Source organism: Actinomadura sp. 3N508 (assembly GCF_044326375.1).
In the GTDB taxonomy this organism is placed as follows: Bacteria; Actinomycetota; Actinomycetes; order Streptosporangiales; family Streptosporangiaceae; genus Spirillospora.
Map to the genome: position 1 here is coordinate 482,801 of NZ_JBIRAX010000004.1, position 11,831 is coordinate 494,631.

Here is an 11,831-nt window from a genome sequence, read left to right on the forward strand (position 1 = left end):
CCCCACGCGGCTTCCCGAGGATCGTCCCGCCTGGTCAGTTGAGCGCCGCCTCGACCGCGGGGACCCGGACGGCCCTGCGCGTCGCGCCGTAGGCCGTGACCCCGGTGAGGACGGCGGCGAGCGCGACCACCGCGAGGTAGGTCCACACGCTTCCGTCCGGGGTGAGCGAGTCGCGGCGGGCGAGGCCGAACGGCACGATCGTGAAGACCGACGCGACCGTCCCGACCAGCACGCCGGTCACCGTCAGCACCGCCGACTCGACCGCCACGCCGCCGAGCACCTGGCCGGGCGTCGCGCCCGCGAGCCGCGCCTGGCCGAACTCGCGGCGGCGGTGCGCGGTCGCCGCGATCAGCGTGTTCACCAGCATGATCGCGGTGAACAGCACCACCATCCCGATGACGACGAAGTTGAGCGTCTCGATGTTCTTCTGCTCGTTGTCCTTGGCGAGTCCGGCGGCGTCCATCGCCGCGTTCTCGGTGGCCTGCAGGAACAGTGTCCCGACCGCCGTCGCGACGAACAGGATGACCGGGGTGACCGCGGAGGCCAGCGCGCCGGTCCGGCGGCGCATGGTGTCGGCCGCCAGACCGCCCGCGGCGCCGCCGAACAGCCGCAGCGGGCCCGCGACCAGCGCCGTCACCCACCGCATGATCGCCGGGGCGAGCAGCGCCAGCCCGATCGCGGCGAAGATGTCGGCCTGCCCGGAGGTCGCCATCGCGTCGCTGCCCTTGCCGTCCATCACGGTGATCGTGATGACCGCCTGCTGCACGGCGATGAGCAGGAAGATCACCGCGAACACGATGCGCTTCTTGCTCAGCTTCCCGGTGTCGACGGCGGCGTCCGCCAGCGACTCCGTCACCCGGACGCGGGTCGTGCGGCGCGCCGTGATCAGCGCGGCGCCGACCGCCGAGACGACCGTGATCCCGATGCCCATGGACAGCGCCACCGGCCCGAAGCTGTACCCGACGTCCGCCGGGACCTGGTCGGTGTCGTGCAGCATGCCGAGCAGCCCGCGGCCGATCAGCATCCCGGGGACGATCCCGAGCAGCGCCGCCACGACGGCCAGGCCCGCGGCCTCACCGACGATCATCCGGCGGAGCTGCGCCGGGGTCGCGCCGACGCTCTTCAGCAGCGCCATCTCCGCGGCCCGCTGCCGGACCGACAGTGTCAGCGTCGAGGTGACCGCGAAGACCACCAGCAGCAGCCCCCAGCCGCCGACCACGTTCGCCATGATCACGAGGGTCTCCCGGGCGGTCCCGGTCGCGCCGCTCGCCTCCGCCGTGTCCAGCATCGACGCGAACGCCATGATGATCGCCGAGCCGAGGAACATCGCGAGGAAGCTCGCGACGAACGCGCCCGTCCGCTTGCGCAGTGAGCTCATCGCCAACTGGAACATCTCGTCACGCCCCCGCCATCGTCCGCTGCCGCTCGACCTCTTCGGCCAGGTGCGTCATCCGCTCCGCGACGGCCTCGGCGGTCGGCGCGGCCTGGTGGCCGACGATCCGCCCGTCCGCCAGGTACAGCACCGCGTTCGCGTAGGACGCGGCGACCGGGTCGTGCGTCACCATCACGACCGTCTGCCCGGACATGTGCACCGACTCCTGCAACAGGCCGAGCACGTCGCGGGCGCTGCGCGTGTCCAGGGCCCCGGTCGGCTCGTCCGCGAACACCACCCGCGGCCGGGTGACCAGCGCCCGCGCGATCGCCACCCGCTGCTGCTGCCCGCCGGACAGCTCCGAGGGCAGATGGTCCAGCCGCTCGCCCAGCCCGACGCGCTGCAGGACGGCCCGCGCCCCCTGCCGGTCGACCTTCCGTCCGGCCAGCTTCAGCGGCAGCACCACGTTCTGCATCACGTTCAGCGTCGGCAGCAGGTTGAACTGCTGGAAGACGAAACCGATCCGCTGCCGGCGGAACTTCGTCAGCGCCGCCTCGCCGTCCCCGGACAGCTCGGCGCCGTCCACGAACACGCGCCCCTCGGTGGGACGGTCGAGGCCCGCCGCGCACTGCAGCAGCGTGCTCTTGCCCGACCCGGACGGGCCCATCACCGCGGTGAACGACCCGGACGGCAGCGACAGCGACACGCCGTCCAGCGCGACCACCCGGTTGCCCTCCGCGCCGTACACCTTGCGCACGTTCTCAAGGCGAAGCGCCTCACCCGGCACCTGGCCCGTGGGACCCGGTCCCTGACGTCCGATCATTGTCTTCCCTCCAGCCCGGCGCTCCTTCCTGGTGCGCCTGCAGGAACGAAATTACGGACGGCGACGGCCGCCGAGGATGGGTCCAGCACGCCGATCGAGGTAGGCAAAACCCCACCATTTCCGGGGCCGCGCGGCCCGGCTTCGACCGGACGCGGCGCGCCGCGTTACAGTCGCTGGCGGTGCGCCGGGAAGTCTGGTCGGCAGGTCCCGTCAGCCCCATGCCGATCAGGAGGCCCCGTGACGGCCATCGCCGCGATCGTGATCTTCGTTTGCGCCTATGTCCTGATCGCCACCGAGAAGGTGCACCGGACGGCGGTGGCGCTCGGCGGCGCGGGCCTGATGCTGCTCCTGCACATCACCGACGCCGAAGGCGCGTTCTTCTCCGAAGAGTCAGGGATCGACTGGAACGTCGTGTTCCTGCTGCTCGGGATGATGGTCATCGTGTCGGTGCTGCGGCAGACCGGCTTGTTCGAGTACGTGGCGATCTGGGCCGCCAAGCGCGCGCGGGGACGTCCCTACCGGCTGATGGTGATGCTGGTCGTCCTCACGGCGGGGGCGTCCGCGCTGCTGGACAACGTCACCACCGTCCTGCTGATCGCGCCCGTCACGTTCCTGGTCTGCGAGCGGCTCGCGCTGAAGGCCGAGGCGTACCTGATCGCCGAGGTCCTGGCGTCCAACATCGGCGGCACCGCGACGCTCGTCGGCGACCCGCCGAACATCATCATCGCGAGCCGCGGGAACCTGTCGTTCAACGACTTCCTCGTGCACCTCGCGCCGCTGGTCGTCGTCCTGCTCGTGGTGTTCTGCCTGCTGTGCCGCTGGCTGTTCCGCGACGCGTTCCACTACGACCCGGACCTCGCGGCCGAGGTCATGGAGCTGGAGGAACGGGACGCGATCACCGACCGGCGGCTCCTCGCGCAGGGGCTCGCCGTCCTCGCGATCGTCGTCGCGGCGTTCGTGCTGCATCCCGTCCTGCACTACGAGCCGTCGGTCGTCGCGCTGCTCGGCGCCGGGCTGCTCGTCGCCGCGACGAAGGTGACCACCGAGGACGCCCTCAGCGAGGTCGAATGGCCGACGCTGGTGTTCTTCGCCGGGCTGTTCGTGATGGTCGGCGGGCTCGTCGAGACCGGCGTCATCGGCGACATCTCCGAGGCCGCCGCCGACGCGACCGGCGGGGATCTCGGCACGGCCGCGATGCTGCTGCTGTGGGCGTCCGCCGCGCTGTCGGCGATCGTGGACAACATCCCGTACGTGGCCACGATGAGCCCGATCGTGTCCGACCTCGTCCAGCAGCACCCGGGCGACGAGGGCGACGTGCTGTGGTGGGCGCTCGCGCTCGGCGCCGACCTCGGCGGCAACGCCACCGCCATCGGCGCCAGCGCCAACGTCGTCGTGCTCGGCATCGCCGCCCGCAACGGCACGCCGATCAGCTTCTGGCGGTTCACCCGCTACGGCCTGGTCGTCACCTTCGTCACGATCCTGCTGGCCACCCCCTACCTCTGGCTCCGCTACCTGTAGTTGTCGGTGCCATGGGCGAGGATGGAGGGATGGACGAGGTACCTGAGGACTGGGACCGGGCGCTGACGATCGTCGCGCACCCCGACGACCTGGAGTACGGGACGTCGGCCGCGGTCGCGAAGTGGACGAGCCAGGGCAAGACGGTGACGGAGGTGGTCGCGACCCGCGGCGAGGCCGGGATCGACTCGATGGACCCCGCGGAGGTCGCCCGGCTCCGCAGCGCGGAGCAGATCGAGGCCGCGCGCATCGTCGGCGTCGAGACGGTGGAGTTCCTCGACTTCCAGGACGGCGTGCTGGAGTACGGCCTGCCGCTGCGGCGGGCGCTCGCCGCGGCGATCCGGCGGCACCGGCCCGAGGTGGTGCTGTCGCTGAACTTCCGGGAGTCCTTCCCCGGCGGCGGGTTCAACATGGCCGACCACCGCGTCCTCGGGCTCGCCGTCGCGGACGCGATCAGGGACGCGGCCAACCGGTGGGTGTTCCGCGACCTCGGCCTCGACCCGTGGCAGGGCGTCCGGTTCGCGCTGTTCGGCGGATCACCGCAGGACACGCACTACGTGGACATCACCGGCCACCTGCGGGCCGGCATCGACTCGCTGCTCGCGCACCACGTGTACTTCTCGAACCTGGGCGCGGAGTTCGACGCGGCGGCGTTCCTCACCGGCAACGCCGAGGAGGTCGGACGGGCCGTCGGCGTCGAGCACGCGCTGACGTTCGAGATGATCGAGAGCTGACCCGGCCCGGCTAGCGGCGGGCGTTGGGCCGCTTGCCCTTGTTGGACTTGCCGCGTTTGCGGGCACGACGTTTGCGCGTCTTCTTCGACATGCCCCGATTGACCACCCGGGCGGCGTCCGGCGCAAGGAATCCGCCGCGCGCGGCCCAGCGAAAACCCGCCGGCCGCACGTCCGAAAACGGCGCGCGGCACGGCGGGCAAGATCAGGCGGAGCAACGGCCCACGGAGCGGACGGCCCACCCGCAGCGGACGGCCCACCGCGTCGGCGGGCCGTGGCGGGCGGGGGTCAGCGGACCTCGGTGATCTCGGGGCCGCGCTCGAAGGGGTCGAAGGTCTCCACGGCCTCGTCGTCCTCCTCCTCGGCGCCCTCGCTGAACTCCTTCGGGATCTGGAGCTCCAGCAGGTCGCGCGGGGGCATCGGGGCATCGCCGCGGACGACGACAACTCCGCGCAGCACGTCCTCCAGGACCTGCCACTGCTCCTCGTTCTCGATCGCCGCGCCCTGCACGACGGCCTGGAGGAACCAGCGGGGGCCGTCCACGCCGAGGAAGCGGATGATCTGCGGCGCCCAGCCCTGCTCGATGAACTCGGCCGGGATCTGCTGCCGGAACTCCTCCGGCATCTCCGCGAGGACCTCCTCGGTCAGCGCCTGGGGGACCATCGCCAGCAGCTCGGGGCCGAACGGGCCGTCGCCCTCCTGGGTCTGGCCCTGCGCCTCCTCGCGGATGTCCTTGGCGGTCTCGCGGCGCACGTCGTCCCAGATGCCGCTGCGCTTCGGAGCCGCGAACGCCTGCAACTGCATGGCGCTCTCCTCGTACTGCACCAGCACGGCGACGGGCCGCCCGTCGAGCGGGTTGCCCTCCTCGTCCACCTGGGTGGCCTCGAAGTTCACCTGGAAGCCGAGGCCCTGGGCGACCGGCACCTGGATGGACCCGAAGTCGAGCCGCTGCATCTCGGGGAAGGAGTCCTCGGAGTCCCACGGGCCGCCCTCGGCCGGCTTCGCCTTGGCGGGGGCCTCTTCGGCGTCTTCTGCGGCGTCCTCGACGGCCTCCGCCGGCTCATCGGTCACCTCGGGACCCTTCTCGGGCTCCTCGGCCTGCCGGCGACGTCCAAAAGCCACGACTCACGCTCCTTCTCGACTGTGCTCATTGCCTGCATTATCCGCGCCCGCGGGCCCTGGCACACCGGGCGCGGGCAGCCCCTCGGGGGCCCGCCCTTCGGGCGCGGGGCCGAATCCGCCGGTGGAGCCGAAGCCGCCGGTTCCGCGCGCCGATCCGGGAAGCTCGGCGACCTCGTGGAACACCGCCTGCTCGACCCGCTGCACGACCAGCTGCGCGATGCGGTCTCCGCGCCGCAGCTCGACGGTGGCGCGGAGGTCGGTGTTCAGCAGGGTCACCTGGATCTCACCCCGATAGCCGGCGTCGACCGTACCGGGTGCGTTGACTATGGTCACCCCCAACCTAGCGCCCAAACCGGACCTCGGGTGAACGAAAGCCGCGTAGCCATCGGGCAGCGCGATCGCCGTCCCGGTCGGGACGACGGCGCGCTCGCCGGGCGGCAGCGTCACGTCCACGGCCGTGACCAGATCGGCGCCCGCGTCGCCCGCGTGCGCGTACCGCGGCAGGGGCAGCCCGGGATCGAGCCGCCGGATCAGCACATCGACCTTGCTCACGCGTTCACCTCACGCTCACCTGCCGGAAAACCTGACGACCCTACCGAGGGCGCGGTGCCGGGCCGGTGCTGAAACGCCGCCGCCGCACGAGTCCGGCAGTTGACCTTACCCGTTCCCGAGTGTGACCACTTCCGGAAGATTCAGCCCCAAAGCGTGGAATTACGCGTAGCGTCGCCTCTGTTACCCGCGGTGCTTCTGCGGGAATTGCGTCCCGCAGGAAAGGGGGCGTCATGGGCACATCCGAACGGGAGATCGTCCACCGCTCGCTGGACGGCGTCAGGGTACGGCTGTCGGGTCCCCATGACCTCGGCCGTCCCTGCACGTCGGTGGCGCGGATCGCCGACGGCGGGCGGCTGCACGAGATCTCCAGCGGCACCCGGGCGGACGCGCTCGCCTGGGCCGAGGACATCGGCGTCGAGCGGTTCGACGAGGAGTTCCGCGTCCAGGACGGGCGGCTGCGGGTCGGCCGGGCCGAGGCGGCGCACGACTCCGGGACCGGGCTGCGCGAGACCGTCCTCGCGGCCGTGTGGGAGGGACGCCGCCACGCAGTGTTCACCCACCTCTACCACGCGCGCCCGGCGGACGCCGTCGCGTTCTTCGACTCGGTGCGGCTCACCGAGCACGCCGACGGGGTCATCGCGATCCCGCGCGGCCGGGCCCGCCGCCCCGAGCCCGCCGAACTGGTCAAGGAGGTCCCGGAGCTCGGGCTCCTGGAGATCACGCCGCTGAACCGGCAGACGCGGCGGCGGCTCCCGTCGTGGCGCGGCGCGCCCGTCGCGGGCGGCGAGCTGTTCCAGGACTCGGTGGAGGGCCAGGGCCTGTATTTCCTGCTGGCCCTTAAGTCGCTGCTGGTGACCGTCCTGCCCGACGAGGACCGGGCGCGCGAGGTCCCGCGCCGGCTCGCGGGGCTGGCGGTCGAGGCGATCCCGTGACCGCGCTGCTGGCGGGCGTCGCGGCGGTCGCGGTGCCGCTCGTCCTGCTGGGGTCGCTGTCCGGGCACGCGAGGCGTCCCGGCATGCTCGCCTCGGCGCTGCGGGCGCACGGGACGATCCCGCGCGCGCTCGCGGGTCCCCTGACGGCGGCCGTGCTCGCCGCTGAGGCGTTGACCGGCGCCGGCAGCACGGCGGCGCTGCTCCTGCGCCTGGACGGGCCGATGCGCACCGCCTTCGCGGCGTCGGCCGCCCTCCTCGCCCTGTACGCCGCCTACGGGACGTACGTGTCGCGCACGCGGCCCGACGTGCCCTGCGGCTGCGCGGGCGAAGGCACACCGATGACGGGCTGGATCGCGGGCCGGGCGGCGGCCCTGTCGGCGCTCGCGCTCATCGGCGCCCTGCACGGGCTCCCGAGCGGCTCGTCCCTGTACGAATCGTTCATCGTCGTCACGGCGGGGCTGGGGTTCGCGGTCCTTCTCTGGACGCTCCCGTCCGCCATGATCGAGAGGAGGTCGGCCGGATGAGCTTCCAGAGCAGCGCGCTGCTGCTGTCGTGGGTGGCGATCCTGCTGCTCGCCCTGGTGGTCGCCGGTCTCGTCCGGCAGGTCCACGCGCTCGGCCAGGGGACGTCCCGGCCGACCGGTCTCGGCCCGGCGCCGGGAACGCCCGCACCGTCCTTCGACCGCCTCGGTCCGGGCCTGCTGCTCTTCCTTGACCGCGACTGCGGCGTCTGCACGGAGGTGCTGGCCGCCGCCGACGGCACCGGCCCGCTCCACGCGATCTTCGCGGGCCCGCCCGCGGACGGCGCGGCCGTGCTCTCCGGGGCGACCGTGCTGTCCGGCGAGCAGGAGGGCCTGTTCGCCGCCTACCGCGTCCCCGCGACCCCGTTCGCCGTGCTCGTCGGCGCGGACGGCCGGGTGCGCGCCGCCGAACCCGTGGGCTCGCCCGAAGCCCTCCGCGCGCTGACCTTGGAGGCGGCCCGATGACCGTAGCGAAGCGAGGATCTTCGGGGCGCCCGCCTCTGGGGTCTGGGGATCGTCCCCCAGAAGAGCAGGGCACGATGATCGACTTGGCGGACGTACCGCCGCTGCGCGGCCCGCGCCCGCCCGGCGCCCGGCGCGCCCGCCGCCGCGTCCCGCCGGAGGCGGCCCCGGTGCGGCCCGTCCGCCGCAGCGTCCTCACGGGCCTCGCCGCCGCGGGCGCGACCGCCGGGCTCAAGGCGCTCGGCGTGTTCCCGCCCGCCCGGGACGCCCTCTCCTCCGGCTTCGAGCTGGTCGGCTACTACGACATCTATCCGCGCTGCCCGTCGTACGCGTCCGGCCACAACTGCTCGCCCGGCTGCGGCCCGAGCCTGGTGTGCGCCTCATGCTGCCGGACGAGCGGAAAGTACAAGGGCTTCCACAAATCCGGGGTCTCGGACCCGGGACGCTACAAACTGCGTCCCAGCGACTGCTACGGCAGCCATTGGGACGGATGGCTGTGGGCCTACTCCAAGGCTTGCGGGAGTTGCAAGAAGGGCATCACCTGGCGCTGCCACGACGGCTGGAAGAAATCGAACGCGGGAAGCTGGTACAAGACCATCTGCCGTAAAGCAACGGCGTGCAAGAACTGACCGCCGGACGGCTGCGGCGCGGCCTCACCGACCCGCTCCTGCCCGTCGCCGCCGTCGCACTGCTCGCGCTATCGGCCGCCGCCCTGGACGCCTCAATTCTGTCCTGGGCGTCGATCGGGGTCCTCGCCGGGTTCTCGCTGTCCGGGAGCGTTTGAACGCGCAACAGCGAATCCGTGCTGTTCTCGCCAGGTTGGCGGGCTCCCGTACGGCAGGGCGAGATCCTGGCCGTCTTCACCGCCGGGCTGCTGCTCGGCGGCACCGTGAGCGCAGCGGTGATCTGGCTGCTCTCGGGCTTCTCCGCACCGCTGCCCGCGTCCGTCCGCACCGCCGTGATCCTGGGCATCGCGGCCCTCGGAACGGCCCGCGAGTTCGGCCTGGTCTCCCTGCCCCTCCCGCAGAACGCCCGCCAGATCCCGCAGGAAGTCCTCCAGACCAATCTGCGCCGGGGCACGCTGCAATTCGGTTTCGAGCTGGGCACCGGCGTCCGGACCTACGTCTCGTCCACCGCCCCTTACGTCCTGGCCGCGGCCCTCCTCCTCAGCCACGAGCCCCTGGCGGTGACCCTCCTGACCGGCTTCGCCTTCGGTACCGGCCGCGCCCTGAGCGCGACCCTCACCTACCTCTCCAGAGACGACCACCGCGCCCCCCTCATCGCCGCGCGCCTGCCCGCCGTCAAAACCACGACCGCCCTGACAACCCTTCTGGCACTCGCCTTCCTCGCCCTGTGACGGATGAGAGACTGAGGTTCATCCGTCCACTCGGAAGGTTCGCTGTGATCTGGTCGCTGGTGGTCTTCGCGGTTCTGCGGGGATTCGCCGTGGCCGAGTGGGCCGGGGACGGGGCGGCGCAGCCGGGCCTGCTGGCGCTGGCCACGGTGGGTGTGGCGGGGTTGCTGGCGCTGGCGGTCGTGCGGGTCTGCGCCGTGCGGCGCGGGCACCGGGCGGCGGGCCGGGTGCGGACGGCGCTGCGAGAGCGGACGCTGCGCACCGCCTTCCTGCCGCAGCGGGATCCGGACGCGGCGGGACGTCCCCGTCCGAGAGCACCCGGAGCGGAGAGCGCGGCCGCCTGAGCGCGGCCGAGACGCCGTCGTTCTCCCCCCCTCCGGAAGGTTCTCCCATGTTCGACATTCCTGTTTCGATCGCCGCCGACCTGGTCGGCGGGCTGGCGGACGTCCTGCAACCGGTCGCCGGGGGCCTGGCGACCGCCCTCGCGATCGTCGTGTTCACCGCCGTCGTGCGGTTGCTGATGGTTCCGCTGGCCGTCGCGGGGGCGCGGGGCGAGCGGACGCGGGCACGGCTGCTGCCCCAGGTCCAGAAACTGCAGAAGAGGCACGCGAAAGATCCGCAGCGGCTCCGCCGCGAGATGGCCGCGCTGTACGAGGCGGAGGGGGCGTCTCCGGTCGCGGGATGCCTGCCGATGCTCGCGCAGATCCCGTTCTTCATGGTCATGTACCGGCTGTTCGTCTCCGCGACGATCGCGGGGCACCAGAATCTGCTGCTCGCGCACACGCTGCTCGCGGCGCCGCTGGGGCAGAACTGGATCGGGGTCGTCGGCGGCGGGCTGTTCTCGCCGCCGTCGCTGGTCTTCCTGGGGCTGTTCGCGCTGCTGGCGGCCGTCGCCGTGTGGTCGTCCCGGCGGGTCACCGCGGAGGGGCCGATGGGGACGGCGGCGCGGCTGGTGCCGTTCGGGACGATCGTCGTGGCGGCGTTCGTGCCGCTGGCGGCGGGGGTTTACCTGCTCACGTCCGGGGTGTGGACCGCCGTGGAACGGGCGGTGCTCCGGCGATGGGTCGTGGCCGCCCCTTGACGGATGTCCGCGCGCTTCGGTTCCATGGAAACCGAATGGCGTTCGGAGCCCCGTGAGGACGGTGTGCGGTGACGGCAGTGCGAGACACCGGCGAGATCGACCTGTCGGACCTGAACTTCTGGTCCCTGCCCCCGGACCAGCGGCTGGCCGCGTTCGCGCGGCTCCGCGAGCGGGACCGGCCCGCGTTCTTCCGCGAGCTCAAGATGCCGTTCATCAGGACCGGACGCGGCTACTACGCGCTGACCAGGCACGCCGACGTGGTGGAGGCCAGCCGGACACCGGAGGTCTTCAGCAGCGAGCCGTCCTCCACCAGCATCGCCGACCTGCCCCGCTACATGGCCCGCTACTTCGGCTCGATGATCAACATGGACGACCCGCGGCACGCGAAGATCCGGCGTATCGTGTCGCGGGCGTTCACCCCGCGCGTCCTCGCGAAGCTGGACGCCGACCTCCAAACGACGGCGACGCGGATCGTGGACGACCTGCGCGGCAAGGGCTCGGCCGACTTCGTCACCGACGTCGCGGCCCGGCTGCCCCTGGAGGTCATCTGCGACATGATGGGCATCCCCCGGCGGCTGCGTCCCATGGTGTTCCAGCGGACGAACATCATCCTGGGCCTCGGCGACCCCGAGTACACCGGCGGCAGGGACCTCTACCGCGGCGACATCACCCGGATCGGCGTCCTGTACGGGCTGCTGCAGGCGATGGCGGCCGGGTACGAGCTGAACCACCTGGCGATGAAGCTGGCCCGGCGGCGCCGCAGGTACCCCGGCGACGACCTGGTGTCGCGGCTCGTGACCGCCAACGTGGACGGCGAGTCGCTGACCGACCAGGAGATCGGGTCGTTCTTCATCCTGCTCGTCGTCGCCGGGAACGAGACCACGCGCAACGCGATGTCGCACGGCCTGAAGCTGCTCACCGACAACCCGGAGCAGCGGGCCCTGCTGATGGAGGACTTCGACGCGCACGCGCCCGGCGCGGTGGAGGAGATCGTCCGGATGGCGACGCCCGTCATCCAGTTCCGCCGGACCGTGACCCGCGACCACGAGATGAACGGCCAGCGATACCTGGCCGGCGACAAGGTCCTGCTCTTCTACAACTCCGCCAACCGCGACGCCGACGTGTTCACCGACCCCGACGTCTTCGACATCACCCGCTCCCCCAACCCGCACCTGGGGTTCGGCGGCCCCGGCCCGCACTTCTGCCTGGGCGCCAACCTCGCCCGGCAGGAGATCACGGTGATGTTCCGTGAACTGCTCACGCGCGTGCCGGACATCCGCGCGAGCGGCGAACCCCGGATGCTCTACTCCAACTTCATCAACGGCATCAAGCACCTGCCCTGCACGTTCTGAGCGGTGCGCGGCGGG

General features: G+C 72.1%; 14 protein-coding genes and 1 pseudogene. 11 read left to right on the forward strand and 4 right to left on the reverse strand.

Going from position 1 to position 11,831, the window contains the following annotated elements; translation table 11 throughout:
* Positions 1 to 34: 34 nt before the first annotated feature.
* Positions 35 to 1,378 carry an FtsX-like permease family protein gene (locus tag ACH34S_RS17700; protein ID WP_395953745.1) on the reverse strand — a complete coding sequence of 448 codons (1,344 nt, stop codon included), beginning with the start codon at positions 1,376 to 1,378 and terminating at the stop codon, positions 35 to 37.
* 19 nt (positions 1,379 to 1,397) lie between these two features.
* Positions 1,398 to 2,195: an ABC transporter ATP-binding protein gene (locus ACH34S_RS17705; protein ID WP_395953746.1), complete on the reverse strand. Its 798-nt coding sequence runs from the start codon at positions 2,193 to 2,195 to the stop codon at positions 1,398 to 1,400.
* A 237-nt stretch (positions 2,196 to 2,432) separates the two neighbouring features.
* Between ACH34S_RS17705 and ACH34S_RS17710 the strand changes: the two genes are divergently transcribed.
* Together ACH34S_RS17710 and ACH34S_RS17715 are read left to right on the forward strand one after the other, a co-directional pair.
* Complete coding sequence (locus ACH34S_RS17710) at positions 2,433 to 3,713, forward strand: sodium:proton antiporter (protein ID WP_395953747.1); 1,281 nt, start codon at positions 2,433 to 2,435, stop codon at positions 3,711 to 3,713.
* A gap of 29 nt (positions 3,714 to 3,742) precedes the next feature.
* Complete coding sequence (locus ACH34S_RS17715; RefSeq protein WP_395953748.1) at positions 3,743 to 4,444, forward strand: PIG-L deacetylase family protein; 702 nt, start codon at positions 3,743 to 3,745, stop codon at positions 4,442 to 4,444.
* A gap of 285 nt (positions 4,445 to 4,729) precedes the next feature.
* On the opposite strand, the gene ACH34S_RS17720 is transcribed toward ACH34S_RS17715, so the two are convergent.
* Both ACH34S_RS17720 and dut read right to left on the reverse strand, forming a co-directional pair.
* Positions 4,730 to 5,563 (reverse strand): DUF3710 domain-containing protein, encoded by an 834-nt coding sequence (locus ACH34S_RS17720; RefSeq protein WP_395953749.1) that lies wholly within the window; start codon positions 5,561 to 5,563, stop codon positions 4,730 to 4,732.
* 114 nt (positions 5,564 to 5,677) lie between these two features.
* Positions 5,678 to 6,115, reverse strand: a pseudogene (gene dut / locus ACH34S_RS17725) (dUTP diphosphatase); the annotation flags it as partial.
* A 230-nt stretch (positions 6,116 to 6,345) separates the two neighbouring features.
* Here dut and ACH34S_RS17730 point away from each other — a divergent pair.
* The 9 genes from ACH34S_RS17730 (at position 6,346) to ACH34S_RS17770 (ending at position 11,816) form a co-directional block, all read left to right on the forward strand.
* Positions 6,346 to 7,047, forward strand: coding sequence for a hypothetical protein (locus ACH34S_RS17730; RefSeq protein ID WP_395953750.1), 702 nt, complete (start codon positions 6,346 to 6,348; stop codon positions 7,045 to 7,047).
* Positions 7,044 to 7,571, forward strand: a complete 528-nt coding sequence (locus tag ACH34S_RS17735) for a MauE/DoxX family redox-associated membrane protein (protein ID WP_395953751.1) — start codon at positions 7,044 to 7,046, stop codon at positions 7,569 to 7,571. Before ACH34S_RS17730 ends, ACH34S_RS17735 begins: the two co-directional genes overlap by 4 nt.
* Complete coding sequence (locus ACH34S_RS17740; protein ID WP_395953752.1) at positions 7,568 to 8,032, forward strand: hypothetical protein; 465 nt, start codon at positions 7,568 to 7,570, stop codon at positions 8,030 to 8,032. Before ACH34S_RS17735 ends, ACH34S_RS17740 begins: the two co-directional genes overlap by 4 nt.
* Positions 8,033 to 8,106: 74 nt before the next feature.
* Complete coding sequence (locus tag ACH34S_RS17745; RefSeq protein ID WP_395953753.1) at positions 8,107 to 8,658, forward strand: hypothetical protein; 552 nt, start codon at positions 8,107 to 8,109, stop codon at positions 8,656 to 8,658.
* The gene (locus ACH34S_RS17750; protein ID WP_395953754.1) at positions 8,646 to 8,813 is read left to right on the forward strand and encodes a hypothetical protein; all 168 of its coding nucleotides are present in this window, start codon (positions 8,646 to 8,648) and stop codon (positions 8,811 to 8,813) included. The genes ACH34S_RS17745 and ACH34S_RS17750 overlap by 13 nt, the downstream gene beginning before the upstream one ends.
* A gap of 18 nt (positions 8,814 to 8,831) precedes the next feature.
* Complete coding sequence (locus ACH34S_RS17755; protein WP_395953755.1) at positions 8,832 to 9,386, forward strand: hypothetical protein; 555 nt, start codon at positions 8,832 to 8,834, stop codon at positions 9,384 to 9,386.
* Positions 9,387 to 9,430: 44 nt separating this feature from the next.
* Positions 9,431 to 9,727, forward strand: a complete 297-nt coding sequence (locus ACH34S_RS17760) for a DUF6412 domain-containing protein (protein ID WP_395953756.1) — start codon at positions 9,431 to 9,433, stop codon at positions 9,725 to 9,727.
* Positions 9,728 to 9,774: 47 nt separating this feature from the next.
* Positions 9,775 to 10,464 (forward strand): YidC/Oxa1 family membrane protein insertase, encoded by a 690-nt coding sequence (locus ACH34S_RS17765; RefSeq protein ID WP_395953757.1) that lies wholly within the window; start codon positions 9,775 to 9,777, stop codon positions 10,462 to 10,464.
* Positions 10,465 to 10,532: 68 nt separating this feature from the next.
* Positions 10,533 to 11,816 (forward strand): cytochrome P450, encoded by a 1,284-nt coding sequence (locus ACH34S_RS17770; protein WP_395953758.1) that lies wholly within the window; start codon positions 10,533 to 10,535, stop codon positions 11,814 to 11,816.
* Positions 11,817 to 11,831: the final 15 nt, after the last annotated feature.

What these genes read in the sequence shown, in the direction of transcription:
- ACH34S_RS17745 (WP_395953753.1), top strand. Translation starts at nt 8,107, where the DNA reads ATGATCGACTTGGCGGACGTACCGCCGCTGCGCGGCCCGCGCCCGCCC.
- ACH34S_RS17700 (WP_395953745.1), bottom strand. Translation starts at nt 1,378, where the DNA reads ATGAGCTCACTGCGCAAGCGGACGGGCGCGTTCGTCGCGAGCTTCCTC.
- ACH34S_RS17705 (WP_395953746.1), bottom strand. Translation starts at nt 2,195, where the DNA reads ATGATCGGACGTCAGGGACCGGGTCCCACGGGCCAGGTGCCGGGTGAG.
- ACH34S_RS17740 (WP_395953752.1), top strand. Translation starts at nt 7,568, where the DNA reads ATGAGCTTCCAGAGCAGCGCGCTGCTGCTGTCGTGGGTGGCGATCCTG.
- ACH34S_RS17765 (WP_395953757.1), top strand. Translation starts at nt 9,775, where the DNA reads ATGTTCGACATTCCTGTTTCGATCGCCGCCGACCTGGTCGGCGGGCTG.
- ACH34S_RS17715 (WP_395953748.1), top strand. Translation starts at nt 3,743, where the DNA reads ATGGACGAGGTACCTGAGGACTGGGACCGGGCGCTGACGATCGTCGCG.
- ACH34S_RS17730 (WP_395953750.1), top strand. Translation starts at nt 6,346, where the DNA reads ATGGGCACATCCGAACGGGAGATCGTCCACCGCTCGCTGGACGGCGTC.